This is a genomic window from Marinobacter sp. EN3, assembly GCF_000475315.1.
Taxonomy (GTDB): Bacteria; Pseudomonadota; Gammaproteobacteria; order Pseudomonadales; family Oleiphilaceae; genus Marinobacter; species Marinobacter nauticus.
The window spans coordinates 54,949-77,213 of sequence record NZ_AXCC01000052.1 but is presented as its reverse complement, the minus strand read 5'-3'; the positions used below and the strand labels follow the sequence as shown (position 1 = coordinate 77,213).

General features: G+C 55.6%; 19 protein-coding genes. 13 read left to right on the top strand and 6 right to left on the bottom strand.

Annotated features, from left to right (window positions below):
• The first annotated feature begins 209 nt into the window (after positions 1-209).
• Entirely contained in the window at positions 210-629 is a 420-nt protein-coding gene (locus Q675_RS32955; protein WP_011784089.1) for a hypothetical protein, read from the top strand.
• A gap of 65 nt (positions 630-694) precedes the next feature.
• Here Q675_RS32955 and Q675_RS32950 read toward each other — a convergent pair whose 3' ends face one another.
• Positions 695-1,342, bottom strand: a complete 648-nt coding sequence (locus Q675_RS32950; RefSeq protein WP_023011728.1) for a DUF4124 domain-containing protein — start codon at positions 1,340-1,342, stop codon at positions 695-697.
• Between the two features lie 3 nt (positions 1,343-1,345).
• Positions 1,346-1,984, bottom strand: a complete 639-nt coding sequence (gene pyrE, locus Q675_RS32945) for an orotate phosphoribosyltransferase (protein ID WP_011784091.1) — start codon at positions 1,982-1,984, stop codon at positions 1,346-1,348.
• An 81-nt stretch (positions 1,985-2,065) separates the two neighbouring features.
• Between pyrE and Q675_RS32940 the strand changes: the two genes are divergently transcribed.
• The gene (locus Q675_RS32940; RefSeq protein ID WP_023011727.1) at positions 2,066-2,872 is read left to right on the top strand and encodes an exodeoxyribonuclease III; all 807 of its coding nucleotides are present in this window, start codon (positions 2,066-2,068) and stop codon (positions 2,870-2,872) included.
• 157 nt (positions 2,873-3,029) lie between these two features.
• Here Q675_RS32940 and rph read toward each other — a convergent pair whose 3' ends face one another.
• Positions 3,030-3,746, bottom strand: coding sequence for a ribonuclease PH (rph, locus tag Q675_RS32935; protein ID WP_011784093.1), 717 nt, complete (start codon positions 3,744-3,746; stop codon positions 3,030-3,032).
• A 182-nt stretch (positions 3,747-3,928) separates the two neighbouring features.
• Here rph and Q675_RS32930 point away from each other — a divergent pair, with 182 nt between their 5' ends.
• Positions 3,929-4,798 (top strand): YicC/YloC family endoribonuclease, encoded by an 870-nt coding sequence (locus Q675_RS32930; protein WP_023011726.1) that lies wholly within the window; start codon positions 3,929-3,931, stop codon positions 4,796-4,798.
• 185 nt (positions 4,799-4,983) lie between these two features.
• Positions 4,984-6,225, top strand: coding sequence for a tyrosine-type recombinase/integrase (locus tag Q675_RS32925; protein ID WP_022987607.1), 1,242 nt, complete (start codon positions 4,984-4,986; stop codon positions 6,223-6,225).
• A 10-nt stretch (positions 6,226-6,235) separates the two neighbouring features.
• Here Q675_RS32925 and Q675_RS32920 read toward each other — a convergent pair whose 3' ends face one another.
• Genes Q675_RS32920 through Q675_RS32910 form a run of 3 tightly spaced genes read right to left on the bottom strand, consistent with a single transcriptional unit; the run spans position 6,236 to position 8,398 of the window.
• Positions 6,236-6,478 (bottom strand): helix-turn-helix transcriptional regulator, encoded by a 243-nt coding sequence (locus tag Q675_RS32920; protein ID WP_023008356.1) that lies wholly within the window; start codon positions 6,476-6,478, stop codon positions 6,236-6,238.
• Positions 6,471-8,195 (bottom strand): DUF927 domain-containing protein, encoded by a 1,725-nt coding sequence (locus tag Q675_RS32915; protein WP_023011725.1) that lies wholly within the window; start codon positions 8,193-8,195, stop codon positions 6,471-6,473. The genes Q675_RS32920 and Q675_RS32915 overlap by 8 nt, the downstream gene beginning before the upstream one ends.
• Before the next feature lie 11 nt (positions 8,196-8,206).
• On the bottom strand, positions 8,207-8,398 hold the full coding sequence (locus Q675_RS32910) for a helix-turn-helix transcriptional regulator (protein ID WP_031209892.1): 192 nt from the start codon (positions 8,396-8,398) through the stop codon (positions 8,207-8,209).
• Positions 8,399-9,156: 758 nt separating this feature from the next.
• On the opposite strand from Q675_RS32910, the gene mobI reads away from it, so the two are divergent.
• The 9 genes from mobI (at position 9,157) to pglX (ending at position 22,193) form a co-directional block, all read left to right on the top strand.
• Entirely contained in the window at positions 9,157-9,747 is a 591-nt protein-coding gene (gene mobI, locus Q675_RS32905) for a conjugative transfer protein MobI(A/C) (RefSeq protein ID WP_227499589.1), read from the top strand.
• Positions 9,748-9,996: 249 nt separating this feature from the next.
• Positions 9,997-10,206 (top strand): helix-turn-helix domain-containing protein, encoded by a 210-nt coding sequence (locus tag Q675_RS32900; RefSeq protein WP_008174223.1) that lies wholly within the window; start codon positions 9,997-9,999, stop codon positions 10,204-10,206.
• Positions 10,203-10,817, top strand: coding sequence for a DUF1819 family protein (locus Q675_RS32895; RefSeq protein WP_022988852.1), 615 nt, complete (start codon positions 10,203-10,205; stop codon positions 10,815-10,817). The genes Q675_RS32900 and Q675_RS32895 overlap by 4 nt, the downstream gene beginning before the upstream one ends.
• A gap of 17 nt (positions 10,818-10,834) precedes the next feature.
• The gene (locus tag Q675_RS32890; RefSeq protein ID WP_011784100.1) at positions 10,835-11,425 is read left to right on the top strand and encodes a DUF1788 domain-containing protein; all 591 of its coding nucleotides are present in this window, start codon (positions 10,835-10,837) and stop codon (positions 11,423-11,425) included.
• A 43-nt stretch (positions 11,426-11,468) separates the two neighbouring features.
• Positions 11,469-15,050, top strand: a complete 3,582-nt coding sequence (brxC, locus tag Q675_RS32885; RefSeq protein ID WP_023011723.1) for a BREX system P-loop protein BrxC — start codon at positions 11,469-11,471, stop codon at positions 15,048-15,050.
• 40 nt (positions 15,051-15,090) lie between these two features.
• Complete coding sequence (locus tag Q675_RS32880; RefSeq protein WP_023011722.1) at positions 15,091-16,761, top strand: ATP-binding protein; 1,671 nt, start codon at positions 15,091-15,093, stop codon at positions 16,759-16,761.
• Between the two features lie 141 nt (positions 16,762-16,902).
• Positions 16,903-18,999, top strand: coding sequence for a RecQ family ATP-dependent DNA helicase (locus Q675_RS32875; protein WP_023011721.1), 2,097 nt, complete (start codon positions 16,903-16,905; stop codon positions 18,997-18,999).
• A 3-nt stretch (positions 19,000-19,002) separates the two neighbouring features.
• Positions 19,003-20,385 (top strand): DNA-processing protein DprA, encoded by a 1,383-nt coding sequence (locus Q675_RS32870; RefSeq protein ID WP_023011720.1) that lies wholly within the window; start codon positions 19,003-19,005, stop codon positions 20,383-20,385.
• A 5-nt stretch (positions 20,386-20,390) separates the two neighbouring features.
• Positions 20,391-22,193, top strand: a complete 1,803-nt coding sequence (gene pglX, locus Q675_RS32865) for a BREX-1 system adenine-specific DNA-methyltransferase PglX (RefSeq protein ID WP_023011719.1) — start codon at positions 20,391-20,393, stop codon at positions 22,191-22,193.
• Positions 22,194-22,265: the final 72 nt, after the last annotated feature.

The following is a 22,265-nucleotide window of genomic DNA, read 5'->3' as shown; positions in this document are numbered from 1 at the left end:
AGCCTGAATACAACCGGGAGACGGGCTTCGTTAAAACAGTGTGCGATTATGCCAGCGAGTATTCTGTGATCAAGTGAATAATCGGTAAAAACCCCTATCTGTGTTTAGTATGAACATTCTAATTTTTAGCCGTACTTTGATAGGTGAAAGTTACCAAAGGCTCTGCAAAACGCGGTGCCGAAACGACTCGGAAAACAGGGAGAACCACCATGGGTAAACTGAAATCCTATCAGGAACAGCTGCAAGACATCGTTGAGAAAGGCATCAACGCGGCTGAAGAGCAGCAGAAGAAGCTGGCGTCCAAGCCGTTTGATTATGCAGAAAAGCTGGAAGCGGAAGCGCGTGAGTACAGCGTAAAGACCCTGCGCAAGCGTTACAACGGCTACTCCGAGAACCTGTTCGAGCAGCTGCGTTCGCTGAACTCCCGCTTTGGCAATTTCGCCGCTGAGCTGGTTGCGAAGCTGGAAAAAGAAGCTGCCGAAGGTGCGGACGCCGTTTCTGAAGCAGCCGACGATGTTTCAGAAGCCGCTCAGGATGCCAAGAAGTCCGTAACGGCCAAGAAGCCGGCTGCGCGCAAGACCACTGCTCGCAAGCCTGCGGCCAAGAAAACCACTGCCGCCACTGCTTGATTCGACGAGTTGGTGAGTCAGACGCAAAGGGCGCTCGGTTGAGCGCCCTTTGTCATTAGTGGAGCTTAGTTTTCTTCCGGCTCCAGGGGGAGTGTTCGTGTCTCCCCGGTGATTTCTTCCAGACGCTTGATGTCTTCTTCGTAGGCCCTTTTCATTTCGCCGATATCCTGCCGCTGAGCGGAAATCTCCCGCTCGATATCTCGAATCTGGGCTTCGAGCCTGCGGATTTTTTCCAGCGTCGTTTCCGGGATGTCCCGGCCGGCGCGCTCCATATCCGCCGCGCGGCTCTGCTCGCTGTCGAGCTGGCTGGAAATTGCTGAAATGTTCCCGCGCTTCAGCTGGATAATGCCCTCCAGTTCGCGGATCTTGCGATGCATGGCGCGCACAGCCTGATCCGGATGGCTGAAGCGTTTCAGGAGCAGACGATCCTGCTCCTGCTGGAGTTCCAGTTGCTTCTGGCGCTCTTTCTCGGCTTCCCGGGCGGCGATTTCTTCCGCGGTGGGGGCGGGGGCAATGGTTTCGACCACCCGGCCGTTGTTGCTCAGGATATCGTAACCACGTTTGGTCGCTTCCTGGGGAATGGTGTTGCTGATAACCAGCCGTCCGTTTTCATCCGTGTAACGGTACATGGTTGCCTGGGCGCCGGCCGCAAACAGCAGTCCGAAGGCCGCAACGCCGGCAACAACAGGAGAAACGGTCAGATGGTGACGCATTCATCAGACTCCGTAGCGGTCCCGGTAGCTGGCCACGTTCTCCGCATGGCCGGCAAATTCCGGATTGGACTTCAGGTAGTCCAGTACCTGTTCAAGACGAATGATGCTGACAACGGGGATGCCGAACTCTTTCTCGACTTCCTGGATGGCGGACAGTTCACCGTTGCCCTTTTCCTGTCGGTCCAGGGCAATCAGCACGCCGGCCGGTTCGGCTCCGGCGGCCCGGATGATGTCGATAGATTCCCGGATGGCCGTGCCTGCGGTAATCACGTCGTCAACAATCAGTACCTTACCTTGTAGTGGGGCGCCAACAATATTGCCACCCTCACCATGATCTTTCTTTTCTTTGCGGTTAAAGGCAAAAGGTTTGCTGTTACCGTCTGTTGCAAGTGCCATGGCAGTTACCGTGGCCAACGGAATGCCCTTATAGGCAGGCCCGAAAATGATGTCATAATCCAGCCCGCTGCGTGCTATCGCAGCGGCATAGGCCTTGCTTAACTCAAGCAGGTCGTTTCCGGTGTTGAACAGTCCGGCATTGAAGAAGTAGGGGCTGGTGCGCCCGGATTTGAGTGTGAATTCTCCAAAACGCAGCACATTCCGCTGGATGGCAAACTCAATGAATTTTTGCTGATAGTCATGCATGGCAAGGCTTCTGGCGGGGTTTGATCTTTAATTAAAGCGTAAAAACGGTATCATACACACAAACCGAATCAGGGAACACGTATGCGGGTAGTATCAATCAGCGTCAATGGTCTTGAGCAGGCTGTTGAAAAGGGTTTTTTTGACTGGCTTGCCGAACAGGACGCTGATGTGGTCTGTGTGCAGGACCACCGCATGCGCGCCTACGAAATTGAAGACAGGAACCTGGTTCCGGAAGGCTACGAGGCCTACTTCATTGATGGTGAACTGAACGAACATGGTGGTGTCGGCATCTACACCCGTCATTTTCCGAAGGCCATCATGTATGGCTTTGCCAATGAGCAGGCAGACCGGGAAGGCCGCTTTATCCAGGCCGACTTCGACAAGGTTTCCGTTGCCTGCGTGCTCGCGCCCTGCGCCCTCGGCCGCGAGGAAGAACTGATCGGTGAAGACGACCTGACAGTGCTCGATCACAAAGACGAGTTTATGGAAGCCTTCGGCATCCATATGCAGAAAACCCTGCGCAAACGTCGTCAGTTTATTCTATGCGCGAACCTGCAGACCGCTCACCATGTAACCGACGCAAGCCCGCTTTATCACAAGACCGATTTCTCCGGTTTCCTGCCCCATGAGCGCGCATGGCTGGATCGTTTGTTTGATGAAATGGGCTGTATTGATGCGTTCCGCGAGATCAACAAGCAGAGCAATCAGTTCACCTGGTGGCCGGAGCAGACTGAGGGTTCCCGTAAGAAAGCGGGTATCCGGGTGGATTATCACCTGCTGACGCCGGGTATTCGAAAGACCATTCGCGATGGCTGGATTGATGACGAGACCCGGTTCTCTGATCATGCCCCGGTGATCATGGATTACGATATCGAAATCGGCTTCTGAGCTTTGGGATAGTCGGTCGCGTGTCCGGAGGGGGAAGCCTTTCCGGAACACGCTACAAGCACATCCCTGTGCGCTCGACTCCGGCCATCCCTGGCCGGAGACGGTCCCGGAAAGGCTTCCCCCTCCGAACCCGCTAGCTTTCAGTAGGCCGTCAGGCCTATGCGCTCAAAGCTTCTTTCTGCAGTTCAAACAACTGATCAATCGCTTTCCTTGCCAGCGCCAGCATGGCGTCCAGTTCTGCCTGCTCGAACGGCGCACCTTCCGCAGTTCCCTGGATTTCAATGAAGCCGCCCTGATCGGTCATGATCACGTTCATGTCAGTTTCAGCTTCGGAGTCTTCCGGGTAGTCCAGATCGGCTACCGGGGTGCCCCTGTAGACACCGACAGATACCGCCGCCACCATCTGTTTGAGAGGTGATTTCTTCAGGCGTTTCTCTTTTACCAGGTGATTCAGCGCGTCTACCAGGGCCACGCAGCCACCGGTGATCGCAGCAGTGCGGGTGCCGCCGTCGGCCTGGATCACGTCACAGTCGATGGTGATGGTGTGTTCGCCCAGCGCTTCGAGGTCCACTGCGGCGCGCAGGCTGCGGCCGATCAGGCGCTGGATTTCCACGGTGCGGCCACCCTGTTTTCCACGGGCAGCTTCCCGGCCCATGCGGCTGCCGGTGGAGCGGGGCAGCATGCCGTACTCGGCGGTGATCCAGCCTTTGCCTTCGCCGCGCAGGAACGGTGGCACTTTGTTTTCGACAGAGGCAGTACAGATCACCTTGGTATCGCCGAATTCCACCAATACCGAGCCTTCGGCGTGGCGCGTGTAGTTCCGGGTGATGCGGACGTCTCTGGGTTGCTCAGGCGTTCTGCCGCTTGGTCGCATAGTGTGTCCTGTTTTTGAATATGAATGTCCGGCTGGTGCCGGTCGGGCGTTTTGAAAGGGCAACGAGTATAGCACGTAGCAAGCGCCCGGCGGGGGAGGCTGCGTGCCCCTTTGGTCGGGTTCGCCGCTCCGGGTGTTTGCCTGTTAAACTCGATGTTCCTTTGACGAACACTGGAGTCACTATGATCCGCAGCATGACTGCTTTTGCCCGCAAGGACGCCCAGGGTGACTGGGGTACTCTTACTTGTGAGATTCGTACCGTGAATCACCGCTATCTGGAACCTTCGTTCCGATTGCCGGAGGCTTTTCGTGAGCTTGAGAACCGGTTTCGGGAGGAATTGCGCAAGCAGGGCTTGAAGCGGGGCAAGGTCGATGTCTCCATGCGCCTGCAGTCGGCCGAGAGTGATGTCCAGGGCTTTGAAATCAGTGATGAGATGGCCCGAGCTGTGAACGAGGCGGCCAATCATATCAACCGTATGCTGGATAACCCGGCCCACATCAATGCGCTCGATATTCTGCGCTGGCCGGGGGTGATGTCTCTGCCCGAAAAGGACTACAGCGCGGCGAAGGAGGCAGCGGCAGATCTGTTTGCCGATACCGTGGCTGAGTTGACGAGTGTGCGCGAACGGGAAGGCGAGCGCCTGAGGCCGTTGTTCGAGGATCGTCTGGCCACCATGGGTAAGCTGGTGGCTGAGGTGCGTGAGAAAATGCCGCAACTGCTGGCCGCCCAGGAGCGGAATCTGAAAGACCGGTTCGAGAAGGCGAAAGTGGAGCTGGACCCGGAGCGCGTGGCCCAGGAAATGGTCATGCTGGCCCAGAAGAGCGACGTGGCCGAAGAGCTGGACCGCCTGGATGCCCATATCAGCGAAGTCACCGACACCCTGCAAAACGACGATGCCATCGGCCGGCGCCTGGACTTCCTGATGCAGGAGCTGAACCGGGAAGCCAATACCCTGAGCAGCAAGAGCATCGATGCCGCCGTCACCCGTGCAGCGGTGGACCTGAAGGTGCTGATCGAGCAGATGCGGGAGCAGGTGCAGAATATTGAGTGATGTTCTTGGGGGTTCGACGTTGTTCTTGATGGCATTATAAATCAAATAGTTATGTAATTTTGACGCTCATAATGTTCGTGTAAGTTCTGCCAAGTTTGGGTAGTGATGGGTAGTAGATTGGGGAGTATTTTCTCGCTATATTGTATCGGCGAGATTGTACTCCCCAATTTTTTTAAGGCAGGAAAGTGGGCAAGCTACACGACAAGACCGTCAAGAAACTGATCAAAGAGAAGCCATCCGTGCGGCATGCCGATGGCAATGGTCTCTACCTCATGACCCCGAAGCGCGGCGATGCCTACTGGATGCTGCGCTATACCACCCCAGCTACCAAGCTCCGGCGCGAATACACCATCGGCAAGGTGGACGACTGGTCATTGGCCGACGCCCGTGATGAGGCGGCGAAGCTGAGGTTGGCGATCAAGCGTGAGGGTGCTGACCCGGTTCAGGAGCGGCAGAAGGTCAACCAAAACCCCTTCAAAACGCTCAATGACCTGTACGCGGACTACTACGAGCTTCGCAAACGAGAAATCGCGTCCCACCATAAAGAGAAGAGCCTGTACGAGCGTGAGGTCGCCTGGCGCATCGGAAAGGTGGAACTTGAAAAGATCCGACCAGTGGATATCAGTGAAATCCTGCGGGACGTGGCCACTGGCTATGACGACAATAAGCCCCGCCCAACCCTATCAAATGATTTGATGCGCCTGCTGAGGAACCTGTTTGATCATGGCATCAAACTGGACGTCACCAGGTTCAATCCAGCCTCGCCATTCCGTCCCAGGGACGCCGGCGGGGAGGAGAAGGCCGCCAACTACCCAATGAATGAAGACGAAGTCACCGAGTTCTTCACCAAACTCCGGGTGATTCCGGCGCAGTTCAGCCGTGAAAACTACCTGGCCTGTGCTTTGTTGATTGCGACCTGTACGAGAAAAATGGAGCTGCTGGCAGCGCCTTGGTCGGAATTCGATCTGGAGAACCGTATCTGGTACCTGCCCGAGGAAAGGACCAAAAAGAGAAGGGCCATCGATATCCCGTTGGCGGAGCCCGCCGTGGAATGGCTGAATGAGCTGAAGGTACGTTCCTGCGGTAGTGAGTGGGTATTTCCAGCTCGCAGGATCAGTAAAAAAGCACGGACGCCGTTTGTGTGTGAAAACACGCTGAACCATGCGCTCAAGAAACTCTTTGAGAAAAAGTTCTTTTCGTTCGACAAGCGCCGCGTCCACGATCTGCGTGGCACGGCCAGGACGAAGCTGGGCAAGCTTGGTTTTGATGACAATCTGGCTCAGCGCTGCCTGAATCAACTGCCCGGCAACCGGACGGACCGGGTTTATAACAAGCATGCGTACTTTGAAGAGCGAAGAGCGGCTCACGAGGCGCTCTGCGAGTGGCTGGCGCCCATCGTGAGAGGTGAAGTCAGCTCTGGAGGGTAAAGGGGCCAGATCAGGCCCCTTGTTGCTCAATCCAGGCCAACAGATCCGACAGGCGCCAGGCCACTGAGTTGCATCCCAGCTTGAGTCGTGCCGGAGCCACTCGCTTTCGTTCCAAGGTCCACCACTGCGTCCGGCTGACGGCTGTAATCGCTCGACGGTCCGACTCCCGAACCAGCCGCTCACACTGTCCAGAACGAGCCAGCAGCTTGGCGCGCACCTCCTCCGAAGGCGGACTGAAGGTCTTGTTACTCATTCTCCGTTACCTCCGAATCAACACTGGGATAAGTGGGAAACTGGGAAAGTCCATCTCCATCCGGTAGCGCTTCCCAATACGCCTTGATGCGATCAGGCCACAGGGCGAAAAAACGCTCCGATCGATCCCGTAGCTTGATTTTCATGGTGCCACGGCTCTGTTCATTGGTTTCCAGGAAATCTCTCTGGATCAGCGGCTCAATTTCCCGGGTGTATCGACTTCGAAGGCCAAGCTCCTTGATAAGAGTATTTTTGGGTATCAGCCACTGCGTCTCACCGGCCATTTTGCGTCGCAGACCAATTGCTCTTCCGTAATCCCCCCGCTCTATGTCAACGAGACGGTGATTCCATTTGTAAATAGCATCGCGAAGGCGGGCCAACAGGCGGTACTCCTCCGAATTGAAGATGTGACCCCGGCTCCGAAGCCAGGCTCCAACGACTTGGTGTACTGCTCGAACCGACTCCGCTTCCGTCCAGGGGAGGAGATAGTTCCGACATGCCAGGCATAGTGCAGCGGTGATCAGTGCGAACCGCCTGATCACTCGGACGACTTGCGAAGCCATATGAGGGGTCTTCCATTGCTCCGTCAACCGGGCAACCTCATTCTGGATGTAGCTGGGTAGGTCATTCACATCTTCTGTAAGACGCTCGAGCCAGTGCCGGAACAGTGTGCCGTGGTAGTGCCCGGTACGGCTTTTCAACGTGTCCACGAACTCTTGGGCACTGTTGAATCCATGCAACTTGTCAAAGGCTCCAAACCTCCCAAAAATCGGAATCTCGACAAGTCGGGTTTCTTGGCCGGCTTTAACCGACTTGCCTATTTCCTGAAATACTTCCGATAGCCATACCTCACCGGTACTTAAAGCCAGAGTTCGCCAGTGCGTTTGTGCAGTAAGGTCCCCTGATATATTCGCACGCAACTTACTGGCACCGGTCATTATATGATACGTCGCTACATCGACATCTTCCGGGCGCGCCAGGCCAATTTCATCCAATGCCAGCAACATGTCATTGTGCTCAGCAGCCACGGCTGCCAAGCCATTGGCAGTCGATACCCAGTTCCGCACAAACGTTGGTGCACCACACACGCTCGCGGCCGCCTGCAGTAGTGTCGTTTTACCGCTGGAGCTATTGCCGCCGAAGTGAAAAGCCCCATTTTCAATCTCCGCATGCTTCAGCAGTGGTGCCGCAAGGGCTACCCCAATGCTGAACATCGCCAGCGGGTTGCCCTCACACAGCTTCCCCACTTGAGCTTGCCAATCCTGGAGAGAACCGTTTTCCTGAAGTAGAGGGGAGGTTGATAGCTGCCCGACGAAGTAGTGCTGCTCATCCGCCTGACCTGCCGTCCAGCTACTCGTCGCGAAGATGGGGCCGTGCCAACCTGTACGGTCGACGGTTGTGGCCGGCGGCGCCTTTGCCATTTCCTCAAGCAGGTAGCGTTGTAGTCGTGCCCAACTGATATTGCCAGGCTCCAGCGGATAGCCGCTGTCCACGAGCAGCTCCCGTATCTGTCGGGCGTTATCGCCGTTCAGGTTGCGCGCATACACCACCTCGCGGAGCAGGACGTTGTCCATATTTTTCCACTGCAGCAGCGCACCGTGACCGTGCTTCTTGTTGGAGAGTCGGGTTCTGGCAATAACCTCAATCCATCCACCAACTCTTTGCCATTCATCAGAGCTGAAGCAGTACAGGCCAGAGTCTCTCAATTGAAATTTCATTTGCCCCTCCGTCACAACCGATCCAGCCAGTTTCTAACATCCTGGATCCGAAACCTGACGGCTCGACCTTGCGGGTTTGGCTTGATGGGGGCGGGGAAGCGACCTGATCGGACGTATCGACGTAGCGTGGCTTGCGATAGCTGAGTGACGGCGCACACTTCTTCGTATGTGAGCAAGCGCTCGTTGGTCTCGCTAGAAAACATGTGTTTCATTATCTACTCCTGGTTCGTTGATTAACGGCAGGAGTGATTATTAGTAATCAGGAGTCAGGACCAGAACCGTGAAATTGGCCATTTTGGGCGCAAAGAGAAAAAAATTATAACTAGATGAAATTAAAGGTTAACTTCTGTCATTAAGGCGATTTTCATGGGAGCCTCATCGGTTTACGAGCAAAATCTGGCGAAATGTAAGCAATCGCTGTTACCCGCCACCATCACGGCATCATTTTGTGAAGCGGTAATGCGCATTGACTTTCACATGTGAAAGTCAATGCTGGACGTGATCAAAACAGCCTCTTAAAGAGCCTTTTCGAGGCCCTGTTATTTTACGGGGCATGTCCATATCACAACGGGGCTCCAAAAGGTCTCTTCCAAGCCCTTTGTAAGTGCCCCGAGGAAGTAGCGGGAATTGTCGTAGCGACGACAGTCAGTCCGGTTCCATCAAGCCACCGGATACCGGTGTTTTCACTGAGGTGGGAGGCCAGGGTCCCAAATAAATAATGGAGCGCGGATCCTTCAGCCCATGCGAGCTATTTCATGGCGCGTGGGAGCGCAGCGGCAAAGTCCCAAATCAGGTAGTCACGTGGACAGGAATTGGAAAGGTCCCATGGCTTGGAGGAAGGAATCTGCCTCCGCCCCCGCCTTTGTGTCCAAAAAGGACAAAAGCACATGGCAGCTCAAAGCACTCGACGGATTACGATTGTTGGCAAATCCATAGCGAGGAGCCAGCCATGAGCAAACGAATGACTCACCAGGAAATCTGCGAAGAGTGGGAGGCGGTCAGCCGAGCCCAAAATGTGAACCACCAACGTGGTATCAAAGCCGCCATAACGCAATGCCGTCAGTTTCTGACGGCGATTCACCAGCAAGCGGACGTGGAGCAAGCAAGGTACCGCTATCTGGCGCAGCGGCTCTGTGATCACTTCTGGTCCCACAACATGGCTCATCGTACCGACAAGACACCCGGCTATCCCGGGCACTTCGGCTGCCGCGTTCGACTCAGAAAAAGAAAACTGGAATTGTCCTGGTACTACAACCGCTTTATCCCGAAGAAGAGTGGCGAGGGCCGATCAGTTTTCAGTGAGTACATCCGCAAAGAAGGTCGGTTCCGCTATCACAAACCGGCCTTCACGCGGGCACAGGACTGGGAGAAACCGCTCATCATGGAAACTGAGGACGGTTTTGAAATGTTGCGAAGGCTCAATGCCAACCAGGCGGAGCTTTGTCGAATCGTGCGGAAAAGCGAGCGCCTCCTGAAAAATCTGGAGGAGCACCTCGGTGGACTGAAGGAGGCGACCAGCGGGAGTTCAAGCCCCTCCAACGAGGAGGGATGAGGGCTGTTGGCGGTAAAAGGCATGCCGCTCACACCGCAGGTGTTGATTGCGTGGGGCTATTGATGGGATCGCCCAGATTTCAGGTGGCTATATATGCCGTTCTTTGCTGGTCTATCCGGGTCAAATCGGTTGAATGCAGCGTGGTACCTCTATATATTGATCAGTCAATGTAGTGTAGGGCTGTTCCGCCCATGAGACCGTGCCGCCTCAGATAAGGTGGCAACACCATCGCCCATAGGAAGCGAAAACATGGCCGAGATGGAAGATCGCTGGTTATCCGTAGACGAAATTGGCAAGCACCTCGGTGTCAGCAATGACACCGTGTACCGCTGGATCGACAAGCACGCAATGCCCGCCCACCGCATGGGGCGATTTTGGAAGTTCAAAAAAGTCGAAGTGGATGAGTGGGTCAAGGGCGGTGGAGCCGCTGAGACGAGCAAAGGTGAGCGTTCCGAATGACCCAAGGCCGGTATCGCATCTCCTTCACGTCCGGCAGCCTGTATCACCGCGAATCGGTGAAGTTGGCCGAGCTGTACCTGTCGCTCCGTGACTGGGAAGATGTGCGGACTCAAGCTCTACATGACAACCTGCTACAGGCCAGAACAGAAAGCACGGCAAAGCGCACCTGTAGAGAGGCGATTGCACGCCTGAAGACGTTGACCGAAAGCGAACTGACTTTCCTGGCCGAGGCAAACCACCAGGACCAGGCTCACCTTCTGTGGGTTGCCGTGTGCCGCCTGTACCGCTTTATCGCGGACTTTGCGGTGGAAGTGCTACACGAACGGTTTGTCGCGATGAAGCTGGATCTCAGTTTTGAGGATTTCGATGCCTTCTATAACCGTAAATCGGAATGGCATGACGAACTGGATAATGCCAGCGCCTCAACGCGCGATAAATTGCGGCAGGTCCTGTTCAGAATGCTGCGGGAGGCAGGGTTGTTAGCTAAGGACAAAACCATAAACGCAGTTCTGCTCAGCCCCAGGCTGGTTGAGTTGCTGCGTCAGAACAATCCTGACGAGTTTTTCTACTTCCCAGTCTATGAATCCGATATCAGGGGGATGTCAGCTTGAAAAAGGACATTGCCAAAATGCCGATGCAGGAGCGACTACAGCACCTGTTTAGCGTGGTTTCCGGCCAGCGGTTCCTGAACAAACAGGGACTGGGTAATGAAGTGCCTTTCTTCATCTGTCCCTACCGGCCTGAAGAAGCGGTCGAGATGGAGCGTCTTCAGCGGCAGTTGGTTAACCGGCTGGAGCAGGCGGGCATCCGGATCCTGAGTATCAATCTGTACGACCTGGCCGTCGATATTTTGAAAGAAAGAGACATCTGGGAGCAGGTGTTGGAGCTCGAGCCCACGGTCTCAAAGGATCAGCTGAAAGAACTGCTACAGGGAGTGCTGGACCCGGAAGCCCATTTGGTGCCCGCTATTGCGGCAAAACTCCAGTCCGTTGAGTTTGACGTGCTGTTTCTCTCAGGGGTGGGCGAGGTTTTCCCCTACATACGCTCCCATAACGTGCTCAACAACTTGCAGAGCACCGCCAAAGACCAGCCAACGGTGATGTTCTTTCCGGGGTCCTATACCCACTCGCTGGAAACCGGTGCATCGCTGGATCTGTTCGGCAGGCTGCATGACGACAAGTACTACCGTGCGTTCAACATCTTTCATTACGAAGCCTGAGCGGACGATACGATTCGAGGCGTAATCATTAAGGGAAAGTACAATGACATTGAAGAATATTTTTCTAAAGCCCGTTGACCGCCCCATTGAAGGCGTTATCAAAGCCGACGATGAAGCCAGTCTTCGCCTCGAAATTGAAGAATACGTACTGACCAACGAAGTCGAGAAACGCCTCGAAGAGTTCCTGGACGCCTACAATAACTACGAAGGGGCGAACGGGGTCTGGGTATCCGGCTTCTTCGGCTCAGGTAAGTCGCACCTCCTCAAGATGCTGGCCCTTCTGCTTGAAAACCGGGAGATGGACGGTGCTACTACCCTGGACCTGTTCCTTCCCAAGTGCAGTGAGAATGAAATTCTCCGGGGCGACCTGAAGCGAGCTGTCTCAATTCCGGCGAAGAGCATTCTGTTCAACATCGACCAGAAAGCCGATGTCATCAGCAAAACCCAAATCGATGCGCTTCTGGCCGTGTTCGTTAAAGTCTTCGACGAAATGTGCGGCTACTACGGCAAACAAGGGCACATTGCCCAGTTTGAGCGCGATCTGGACGGCCGTGGCCTGTACGAACAATTCAAAGCCGAGTACGAGACCATCGCCGGCCGCCCCTGGCAGAAAGGCCGGGAGCAGGCCCTCCTGGAAGGCGCGAATATCGCCAAAGCCTACGCCGCTGTGACCGGTGGCGACCCGCAGTCGGCAGCGGGCATTCTGGACAAGTACCGCAGCGAATACCGAGTTTCGATAGAGGACTTCGCGGACAATGTGAACACCTATATCGAGAAGCAGGCAAAAGAGGGTGGCCACAAAGAGTTCCGCCTGAACTTCTTTGTGGACGAGGTTGGCCAGTACATTGCCGACAACACCAAGCTGATGACCAACCTGCAAACCATTGCCGAGAGCCTCGCCACCAAGTGTCGTGGGCGGGCCTGGATTATCGTCACCGCCCAGGAAGAAATGAAAAACGTGGTTGGCGAAATGGGCAAGCAGCAAGGCAACGATTTCTCGAAAATTCAGGCACGGTTCAATAACCGTATGAAGCTGTCCAGCGCGGACGTGGCAGAGGTCATCCAGAAGCGCCTGCTAACCAAGACCGAAGAAGGCGTCAATCAGCTGTCGGACGTCTATCACGCACAGGCGAACAACTTCAAAACCCTGTTTGACTTCGCGGATGGATCGGCCACCTACCGGAACTTCCGGGACAGGGACCACTTCATCCACAGCTACCCCTTCGTTCCCTACCAGTTCGCGCTGTTTCAATCGGCGATCCAGAACCTGTCACAGCACAACGCCTTCGAGGGTAAGCACAGCTCCGTCGGTGAGCGCTCCATGCTAGGGGTTTTCCAACAGGTGGCCATCCACATCGGCAACCATGAGGTGGGCCAGCTGGCCACCTTTGACCTGATGTTTGAAGGCATCCGCTCCGCACTGAAATCACAAATACAGCGGGCGATTATTCAGGCCGAAAACCACCTCGATAATGCCTTCGCCATCCGGTTGCTGAAGGCCCTGTTCCTGGTCAAATATGTCAAGGAATTCAAGCCCACGGTGCGCAACCTCTGCGTGCTGATGCTGGATGCCTTCGATCAGGATCTGCCGGCGCTTCGCAATAAGGTGGAAGAAGCCCTGAGTCTTCTGGAGCAACAGACCTACATCCAGCGCAATGGCGATCAGTACGAGTTTCTGACGGACGAAGAGAAAGACGTCGAACAGGAGATCAAGAACACAGAGGTCGAGTCATCGGACGTTGCGGACGAACTCGCAAAAATCGTATTCGACTTTGTCATCAAGCAGCGCAAGATTCGCTATGACGCCGGCTCCTCCCAGAACCAGGGGCAGGATTACTCCTATTCGCGCAAACTGGATGATCGCCTGCATGGGCGTGAATACGAGCTCTCCATTAATGTGATCAGCCCCTTCCACGAGCATACCGACAATGAACAGATGCTACGTACAGCCTCGACCTACAAGGCGGACGAGCTGTTCGTGCTCATGCCGGAGGACGAGCGGCTGGTGCGGGAGCTGCTTATGCTCAAGCGCACCGAAAAATATATCTCACAGAATATGTCGGTCACCCAGCAGGAAGCTGTCAAGCGGATTTTGAATGACAAGGGGTTCCAGAACCGTGAGCGCGAGGCCAGGCTCCGGCAGCAGGTTCAGATCCTTATTGGCAAGTCCAGGCTGCTTATCGGCGGCGCCGATGTGGAAGTGGCGAATGAGGACGCCCAGACCCGTATTATTCGGGGCTTCCATGAGCTGATCTCACGGGCTTACCCCAACCTCCGCATGTTGCGCGGCGTTTCCTACACGGAAAACGACATCGGCAATTGCCTCAACCGTACAGACGATGGCCTTTTCGGTAACGACGCCACGACCCTGGCGGAATCCGAGCAGGAAGTGCTGGCGTTCATTCAGAGCAACAACCGGGGCGGTGTCCGCACCACCCTCAAGAGCCTGCTGGAAAAGTTCGAACGCAAACCCTATGGCTGGTATTACGCCGCGATTCTCTGCACCCTGGCCAACCTGTGTGCCCGTGGCAAGGTGGAAGTTCGTCTCGACGGGAATATCCTGGAGGACAGCGAGCTGGAGCGCGCCCTGCGTAACACTCACGGCCACGGCAACGTGGTGCTGGAACCACAGATTGAGTTCACCGCCTCTCAGGTCCGAGCCCTCAAGTCATTCTACGAGGACTTCTTCGACAGCCCGCCCCGCAGCAGCGAAGCCAAGGCCCTGGGCAAAGAGGCCGGCGAAGCCTTCCAGGACATGTACCACGACCTGGACCGGCGGGTAGCACAGGTCGACCAGTACCCGTTTCTTAATGCCTTGAAACCTGCCCTGGTGACGCTGAAAGAGGTCGCCGGAAAGCCCTACACCTGGCACCTGACGGAATTGGGCAAGCAGGAAGACCAGCTGCTGGACCTGAAAGAGGATGTCATCGATCCCATCCGCAAGTTTATGGGCGGATCACAAAAAGACATCTATAACCAGGCTCGGTCCTTCCTGCAGAGCCAGGAGCCCAACTTCATCTATGTGTCCGGGGACGAGATCGAGCAGATCCGCACCATCCTGAACGACCCCAACTGCTACAAAGGGAATCGCATTCAGCAGCTCAAGGGCCAACTGGATAGCCTGCAGGAGCGCATCGACGAGAAAGTGCAGCAAACCCGAGCTCAGGCAGAAACCTCCCTGAATACCATGCAGGAACGCATGCAAAGCATGGACGAATATCAGTCCCTGCCGGAGCCCCGTCAGGAGGAGCTCAACAAACCGTTCCGGGATCTGGTCGACTACATCGGGCAGGAGCGCCTGATTGCCGTGATCAAGGACCGTACCCGGTACTTTGAAGAAGAGGGCTACCAGAAGCTGCTGGGCAAAATGGTGGCGCTGGCCAATCAGAAATCAGCACCGGCAGACGACCCCGATCAGCACCCAGGTAGCCAGAGTGAAGACCAGGATAACCGGGGGCCTCATGAGGTCAAGGAATCGGCAGCCGACTACGTTCACACCCGCAACCTCCGTGTCGCGTTCGACAAGGCCTGGTTGGCCGACGAGGGGGATGTGGAGCGCTATCTGAATGCCCTGCGCGAGGCCCTGCTGGTTGAAGTCCAGCAAGGGCGCAAGGTCCAGATCTAAGCGTGCCGAACCGTCTAATCGGTCAAAGTTGGGGATAGCCATGCACGAAGCCGAACAGGAAATCCGGGCGCTCATTCGCGGTGGCGAAAGCCTTGCCGTCGAGTTCAAGAGCGACGTCAAAAGCCTGCCGGACCGGGATCTGGTAGGTGCGGTGGTGGCCCTGGCCAACACCGAGGGCGGCGACCTGTTCCTGGGCGTTGAAGACGATGGCACCCCGACTGGGCTGCATGCCAATCATCGCAACCTCGCCGGCCTGCCCGCGCTGATTGCCAACAAGACCATTCCCTCGCTGGCCGTGCGCGTTGAGTCCCTAGAGCTGGAAGGGCAACCTATTGCCAGGATCCAGGTGCCCAAGTCCCGGCAGCTGGTGTCCACCTCGGATGGTCTGCTGCAACGTCGGCGTCTGAGAATGGACGGTACTCCGGAGGCCGTGCCCTTCTACCCCCATGAGTTTGTTCAGCGCCAGTCCAGCCTGGGGGTAACCGACCCCTCGGCCTTGCCGGTGGAAAACCTGGCGGTTGACGACCTGGACCCGATTCAGCGCATCCGGATCCGCAACGCCATCAAGAAGTACGGCGGCGACCAGAGCCTGATGCCCCTGGCGGACGATGAGCTGGACGGCGCCCTGGGGCTGACTGTGAGCGTGGGAGGCATGCGCCGCCCCACGGTTGCAGGCCTGTTGCTGCTGGGGAACGAAATGCAGCTCCGGCAACACCTGCCCTCCCACGAGGTAGCCTTCCAGGTACTACGCGGCACCGACGTGCTGGTCAACGAGTTTTACCGCAAGCCGCTATTAGAGACGTTTGAAGAGGTAGAGCTGCTATTCCGCGCCCGGGTGGAGGAAGAGGAAATTCAGGTCGGGCTGTTTCGCGTGCCCATCCCCAACTTCGACCGCCGGGCCTTCCGGGAAGCCTTTGTGAACGCCCTGGTTCACCGCGACTACAGCGCCCTGGGCGCCGTACACGTCAAACTGGACGATGACGGCCTGAGCATCAGCAATCCCGGTGGTTTTGTGGAGGGCGTCAACCTGGACAACCTGCTGGTGGCTGACCCTCGCTCCCGTAACCCCTTGCTGGCTGACATTATCAAGCGCATCGGCCTGGCCGAACGCACTGGCCGGGGCATCGACCGCATCTTCGAGGGTATGCTCCGCTACGGGCGCACCGCCCCCGACTACTCCATGTCGTCCGCTCACACCGTCTCCGTGCGCATGAGCGCAGCGGACGCGGACGCCGAATTCCTGCGCATGATCGTCGAGCGCGAGGAACAGACTGGTGCCGCCATGCCCATCGACAGCCTGATTATCCTGTCCCGGCTGCGCAATGAGCGGCGCTTAAGAACGGCGGACCTGGCCAAATCCGTGCAAAAGCCCGAAACCGTGGTCCGGGGCACGCTGGAGAAACTGGTGGAAGCCGGTATGGTGGAAGCCTACGGCACCGGCAAGGGCCGCACTTACACCCTGAGCGCCAAGGTTTACCGGGGGGCGGGGCAAAAGGCCGCCTATGTACGCCAGGCGGGCTTCGATGCTATCCAGCAGGAGCAGATGGTGCTCAACTTCATCGATACCCACGGCAGCATCAAACGAGCGGATGCCGCCGATCTGTGCCATATCAGCCCCTACCAGGCCACCCGACTGCTCAAACGCTTGAAAGACAAGGGCGTGATACGCCCGGTAGGCCAGGGGAAGGGGACCCGATATGAGCGAAGCTGATAAAATACGTGCGGCGCACGAAATATACGAGCGGATACGAGCGCCGCGCGTATTTTCGTGCTGTCAGCACCATTGTTTGGAGCCGAGCCCCATAGTGATATTTGAGCGAATTGACTTCCCAACGCTACATAAGGATGACGTATGAACAGAACCGATGCTGAAGCATTGCTGCGTACTGCGGTGGGAAACGCAGCCGCAAGCTTCCGTAGTGGCCAATGGGAAGCCATTGATGCTTTGGTAAATCAGCGCCAAAAGCTACTGGTGGTTCAACGAACCGGGTGGGGCAAAAGCTCTGTCTATTTCATAGCGACCCGAATCATGCGTGATCAGGGCTATGGGCCCACCATCATTGTTTCGCCTTTGCTGGCCTTGATGCGTAATCAGATTGAATCAGCTCGAAGACTGGGTATTCACGCGATCACCATCAACTCTACCAACCGTGATCAAGCGGAAGCATTGATCCAGCAGGTACATACAAACCAGGTGGATTGTTTGTTGATCTCACCGGAAAAGCTGGCCAACGAGCAGTTTGTTGAGCAAGCGCTCCACCCTATTCTGGATAACGTAGGCTTATTGGTTGTGGATGAAGCGCACTGTATCTCGGACTGGGGACACGACTTTAGACCGGATTATCGTCGCCTGCTCAATATTTTGCGCCAGATGCCCCCCAACATGCCGGTATTAGGTACAACGGCCACCGCCAATAATCGGGTCATTACAGATGTTGTTGATCAGTTGGGTGATATCGAGGTGCTTCGCGGCCCTTTGGTTCGCGATAGCTTGTCCCTTCAAAACATTGCCCTTGCAGATCAGGCAAGTCGTCTCGCCTGGCTGTCTGAAACAATACCGACTCTGCAGGGGGCTGGAATCGTCTATGTGCTTACAAAGCGAGATGCAGAACAGGTAAAAAGCTGGCTGTTGAGTCAGGGAATTGATGCCAAGGCCTACTACAGCGGCATTGAGCATTCTGATTTCGAGAACTCCGATCAGTACCGGGAGCATCTGGAAGATTTGCTGCTCCACAATCAGCTGAAGGTGCTTGTAGCCACGACGGCACTGGGCATGGGTTACGACAAACCCGATCTTCACTTTGTTATTCACTACCAAACACCCGGCTCCATCGTATCCTATTACCAGCAAGTAGGCCGGGCCGGACGCGGTATTGATCAATCTCTCGGCATTCTGCTTTCAGGGGCGGAGGATGAGCGTATTCACGACTTCTTCCGTCGCTCCGCATTCCCGAATCAATCCCAAATTAACCAGGTGCTTTCCGTTCTCGAAGACAGTGATGGCTTATCTGTACCGAAACTGGAAGAACACTTGAATATGCGTAAAGGGCAAATCGAAAAAGTCCTTAAATTTCTGAGCGTGGAGAACCCTGCGCCTGTATACAAAGCGGGCAGCCAATGGACAAGAACACCGGTTGCTTACCAGCTGGATCATGACCAAGTCCAGCGGCTCACGAATATGCGAGAGCAGGAGTGGCAAGAAATCCAGGAGTACACGACAACTTCGGGCTGCTTGATGGAATATCTGCGAAGGTCTCTTGATGACCCGGAGGCGCAACCCTGTGGCAAGTGCGCTAACTGTCTTGGTGCGCCGCTGGTCAGTGCCTCGCCCGATCGCCAAAGAGTCATTGCTGCAGCGCAGTTCCTTCGCCACTCAGAATTTGTTTTCAAACCCAAGGTTCAAGTGGCCGCCAATGGGTTTCCGCAATACGGATTGCGCGGGAACCTGCCACAAAACCTCAGAGCGCAGGAAGGCAGAGTACTTAGTCGGTGGGCTGACGCAGCATGGGGCGGTTTGGTCGAACAGGACAAACATGGGGGCTATTTCCGGGATGAATTAGTGGACGCCATGGCGGAAATGATTCAGCAGCGTTGGCAGCCAACGCCACGGCCTGAGTGGGTCACCTGCGTACCCTCGCTCAAGCACCCGGAACTGGTGCCGGATTTTGCGCGGCGGCTGGCGAATAAACTGGGTCTGCCATTCCACCCGGTAATTTCCAAAGTGCAGGATAACGAACCACAAAAACTACAGAACAACCGCTATCACCAGTGCAGCAACCTGGATGGCGTGTTCGCGGTTGATGCAGGCCTCCCTTCCGGCCCAGTCCTATTGGTGGACGATGTCGTCGATTCCGGTTGGACCATGACCGTTCTGGCAGCCTTACTTCGGCAACAAGGCAGTGGCGAAGTCTATCCGGTCGCTCTTGCCTCTTCTGCAACGGGAGATTGATGAATGCTCGCTGCTAAAACACAGGCAATCCTGTTGCTGACCGCCTATTTTTCCAGGTCAACAAGCTCAGAAGCAAAGCCTCTCACGAATAAAGAGTGGGGGCGTTTTGCCTTCTGGTTGAAGAACCAGGAAATGGTCCCCGAGGATCTCCTGACAGGGGACCTCAGTCAAAAACTGGCGGGATGGACAGACTCCAAGATTACATCCGACCGCATTCAAACCCTGCTCAATCGTGGGTCCGCCCTGGCAATGGCGATGGAAAAATGGACCCGCTCCGGCTTATGGGTGTTGACGCGCTCAGACAGTGACTACCCCAAACGCCTTAAAGCACGCCTCGGCAATGATGCCCCCCCTGTCTTTTTCGGGTGTGGCAACCGCAATCTCCTGAGCCAAGGTGGCATTGCTGTCATCGGCTCCCGTAAGACTTCTGACGCGGACCTTCAGTTTAGCCACGATCTTGGAGCTAAGTCCGCAAACGATGGGCGATCTGTCGTATCGGGCGGTGCAAAAGGCGTCGATGAAGCCGCCATGCTGGGTGCCCTTGAATCTGAAGGTACAGCAATTGGGGTTCTCGCCAATGACCTGCTGCGCGCCGCCACCTCCGCCAAGTACAGAAAGTACCTGATGGCGAACAATCTGGTTCTCCTCTCACCCTTTTATCCTGAGGCCGGTTTCAATGCGGGCAATGCCATGCAGCGCAACAAGTACATCTATTGCCTGTCGGATGCAGCCATTGCTGTGCATTCCGGAACCTCAGGTGGAACCTGGAACGGGGTGCTAGAAAACATAAAGCACAACTGGGTACCCATGTGGATCAAGCCTACCGACGACCCGGAGGCCGGCAATGCCGCACTGGTGCAAAAAGGCGCTAAATGGCTACCTGAAAATTTCGCTGAAATCGACCTTGACCACTTGCTGCGAACCGCAGACTCATCTGCAGATCAGGGTGCTGATTTATTTGCTCAAAACCAGACAGAAACCGTGTCCGAGGTAACTGTAAACGAACCTCTGGCTCACACGACAGGCCAACAAGAAGAAAACGAAGTAGCGTCGAATGAGGTTGTCAAAGAGACTACTGAAGACGCTTCCAAGCCTTCACCGAAGCAGGAACACGCAATCCCCTCGCCGGTTTCGAGTGACCAATGCGAAGAAAAAACAGCTCTTACGCAGCTTTCCTTGTACGACCACTTTCTCCTGATGCTTAGAAATGAAACAGGCTCACCAAAAACCATTGATGAATTGCTGGAAGCTACACAGCTTCACAAAACCCAGCTTAACGAATGGTTAAAACAGGCTGTCGCGGATGACAAGGTGACCAAGCTAAATCGCCCGGTTCGGTATCAGTGGGTGGAAGACAATCAGCGCAAGATGTTCGAGGATCAGTAATCTCCATGGAAACTGCAAAACTTAAAAAATTCGCCCAATTCGCTCGCCGGAGCCTGCTCGAACAGGTCACAGCCAAGCTCAAACTGGTATTGGCCGACGAGAGTCCCGCCCGGCGAGAAAGGCCACAGGCGATTAAAAAGCTGGAAGAGGCGGTAACCGATCAAGGCAAAGAGCAGGTTATTGAGCGGGTGGCATACATCTGGTTCAACCGGTTCTGCGCGCTGCGTTTTATGGACGTCAATCGCTATAACCGCATTGGCATTGTTTCCCCTGCTGAGGGGCAATTCCAGCCCGAGATCCTGGCTGATGCCAAAATGGGTCATATCGATGAAGAAATGGTGTCGGAGTCAACCCGCCAGAAGATCTTCGCGTTGCTGGACGGTAAAACGCCAAGCCAGGATCCCCAGGGGGAAGCCTACCGCCTGCTAGTCGTCGCCGCCTGTAACTATTGGCACAGCGCGATGCCGTTCCTGTTCGAGCGCATTGATGATTACACTGAGCTTTTGATGCCGGATGATCTGCTCTCAGGCAACTCCATTCTGGCCTATACCCGCGAAGCCATGACACCGGACGCCTGTGAAGATGTTGAGGTGATTGGCTGGTTATACCAGTTCTATATTTCTGAGAAAAAGGATCAAGTATTCGAGGCGCTGAAGAAAAACCAGAAAATCACGCCGGCCAATATCCCCGCTGCCACCCAGCTTTTTACGCCGCACTGGATTGTGCGCTATCTGGTGGACAACTCCCTCGGCCGCTTGTGGATGCTGAACAGACCAAACTCACGGCTGATCGAGCGGCTCAAGTATTACATTGCTCCGGACGAAGCCGAAACCGATTTCCTGACAATCAACGGCCCGGAAGACATTAAGGTCTGCGACCCGGCGTGCGGCTCCGGCCATATGCTGACCTATGCTTTCGATCTGCTCTACGCCATTTATGAAGAAGAAGGCTACGAGCCGTCCGAAATTCCGGAAAAGATTCTGACACACAACCTTTACGGTATTGAGCTGGATGAGCGCGCCGGTGAGCTGGCCGCCTTCGCTCTGACCATGAAAGCCCGAGCGCGTCAGCGGCGTTTTTTCAACAAAGGCATCAAGCCCAACATCTGCGTGTTGGAAAAAGTTAGCTTCACTCCGGATGAACTGGAAGAGTACATGAGCGCCGTAGGCCGCGATCTATTCACCCAGGGCTTACGTGAAACCTTGCAACAGTTCGAGGAGGCTGACAACTTCGGCTCCCTGATCTTGCCCAAGCTTACCAACGTGACTGACGTGCTGGCCGAGCTGGAGACCAAGAATCTGGGTAGTAACCTGTTCCTGGCCGACACGCATAGCAAAGTACTAAAAGTACTGCACATGGCTGAAGTCTTGAGCCCGCGCTACGCTGTGGTCGTCGCTAACCCGCCCTATATGGGCGGCAAGGGTATGAATGGGCGGCTCGGCGCTTGGGCCAAGGAGAACTACCCAAAGAGCAAGTCCGACCTGTTTGCCATGTTCATAGAACGTAATCTGGATATGGCGGTAACTGGCGGCGCTGTCGCCATGATCACGATGCAGAGCTGGATGTTTCTGTCTTCCTTTGAAGCTTTACGCGGCCGCATTCTCAATCAGCACACTATTTTATCGATGGCCCATCTGGGCGCGCGAGCCTTTGACAGCATCGGTGGCGAAGTGGTCTCAACGACTGCTTTCGTGCTCGAGAACACCCATAAGCCAAACTATAGAGGCGCGTTTCTCCGATTGGTCGATGGCAATTCGGAAGCTGAGAAGATGGCCATGATGGCCAAGGCCGTTGAGCGGAGCCGGTGAGCATGACCTGTAACTTCCGCTCCGACGATTTCGCCACCTTCACCGACCTCGCCATAAAGTTCTGGTCGGGCA

Coding starts and splice junctions, on each gene's coding strand:
- Q675_RS32875 (WP_023011721.1), top strand. CDS start 16,903: ATGAACAGAACCGATGCTGAAGCATTGCTGCGTACTGCGGTGGGAAAC.
- brxC (WP_023011723.1), top strand. CDS start 11,469: ATGACATTGAAGAATATTTTTCTAAAGCCCGTTGACCGCCCCATTGAA.
- mobI (WP_227499589.1), top strand. CDS start 9,157: ATGACTCACCAGGAAATCTGCGAAGAGTGGGAGGCGGTCAGCCGAGCC.
- Q675_RS32900 (WP_008174223.1), top strand. CDS start 9,997: ATGGCCGAGATGGAAGATCGCTGGTTATCCGTAGACGAAATTGGCAAG.
- Q675_RS32880 (WP_023011722.1), top strand. CDS start 15,091: ATGCACGAAGCCGAACAGGAAATCCGGGCGCTCATTCGCGGTGGCGAA.
- Q675_RS32920 (WP_023008356.1), bottom strand. CDS start 6,478: ATGAGTAACAAGACCTTCAGTCCGCCTTCGGAGGAGGTGCGCGCCAAG.
- rph (WP_011784093.1), bottom strand. CDS start 3,746: ATGCGACCAAGCGGCAGAACGCCTGAGCAACCCAGAGACGTCCGCATC.
- Q675_RS32955 (WP_011784089.1), top strand. CDS start 210: ATGGGTAAACTGAAATCCTATCAGGAACAGCTGCAAGACATCGTTGAG.
- Q675_RS32890 (WP_011784100.1), top strand. CDS start 10,835: ATGCCGATGCAGGAGCGACTACAGCACCTGTTTAGCGTGGTTTCCGGC.
- pglX (WP_023011719.1), top strand. CDS start 20,391: ATGGAAACTGCAAAACTTAAAAAATTCGCCCAATTCGCTCGCCGGAGC.
- pyrE (WP_011784091.1), bottom strand. CDS start 1,984: ATGCATGACTATCAGCAAAAATTCATTGAGTTTGCCATCCAGCGGAAT.
- Q675_RS32930 (WP_023011726.1), top strand. CDS start 3,929: ATGATCCGCAGCATGACTGCTTTTGCCCGCAAGGACGCCCAGGGTGAC.
- Q675_RS32910 (WP_031209892.1), bottom strand. CDS start 8,398: ATGTTTTCTAGCGAGACCAACGAGCGCTTGCTCACATACGAAGAAGTG.
- Q675_RS32915 (WP_023011725.1), bottom strand. CDS start 8,195: ATGAAATTTCAATTGAGAGACTCTGGCCTGTACTGCTTCAGCTCTGAT.
- Q675_RS32940 (WP_023011727.1), top strand. CDS start 2,066: ATGCGGGTAGTATCAATCAGCGTCAATGGTCTTGAGCAGGCTGTTGAA.
- Q675_RS32870 (WP_023011720.1), top strand. CDS start 19,003: ATGCTCGCTGCTAAAACACAGGCAATCCTGTTGCTGACCGCCTATTTT.
- Q675_RS32895 (WP_022988852.1), top strand. CDS start 10,203: ATGACCCAAGGCCGGTATCGCATCTCCTTCACGTCCGGCAGCCTGTAT.
- Q675_RS32950 (WP_023011728.1), bottom strand. CDS start 1,342: ATGCGTCACCATCTGACCGTTTCTCCTGTTGTTGCCGGCGTTGCGGCC.